The organism is Nonomuraea sp. 3N208 (genome assembly GCF_052245935.1).
In the GTDB taxonomy this organism is placed as follows: domain Bacteria; phylum Actinomycetota; class Actinomycetes; order Streptosporangiales; family Streptosporangiaceae; genus Nonomuraea.
The window spans coordinates 1-654 of sequence record NZ_JBQQBR010000188.1; the positions used below are offsets into that span (position 1 = coordinate 1).

Sequence of the window (654 nt, forward strand, 5' to 3'; positions counted from 1 at the left end):
ACCTGACTTGGCTCACGTTCAAGATCAAATTCGAGTCGTAGGCCGCTGACCTTGGGCTTCGCCGTCGAGGACGGCGAAAAGTGCGCACTAAATCGGGGGCGTCTCTACGCTGTAGGCCGTGTCCCCGTACGTGCGAACGGTGAAAACGGCCTCAGGGGCGCGGGCGGTGCAGATCGTGTACTCCTCGCGCCGCGGGACGCGGGAGATCGAGCACATCGGATCCGCCCACGACGACGCCGAACTGGAGATGCTCAAGGCCATCGCGCGTCAACGGCTGGCCGCCGGGCAGGAAGAGCTGGATCTCGGGCTGGATGACCGCCCGGCCGCGGGCGGTCCGCTGGAGATCGCCAGTTCGCGGATGGAGCACCTGTGGGATGCCCTGTCCCGCGCCTATGCCGCGCTCGGGTTCGACGCCGCGACCGAGACTGATGAGGTGTTCCGGCAGCTGGTGCTCGCTCGGGTGATCGAACCGACCAGCAAGCAGGACAGCCTGCGCGTGCTGGACGAAGCGGGCCTCACCTCGGTGTCGTATGCGACGGTGAAACGCCGACTTCCGCTGTATGCGGCAGAACGCTGGCGCACGGCCCTGGCCGAGGCGTGCGCGACGCACGCCCGCCTGGGACCGGCCTCGCTGGTGCTCTACGACGTCTCCAC

General features: G+C 67.6%; 1 pseudogene. It reads left to right on the forward strand.

Annotation, left to right across the window (positions count from 1 at the left end):
- Positions 1 to 118 precede the first annotated feature (118 nt).
- Positions 119 to 654, forward strand: a pseudogene (locus tag ACTWPT_RS60165) (IS1634 family transposase); the annotation flags it as partial.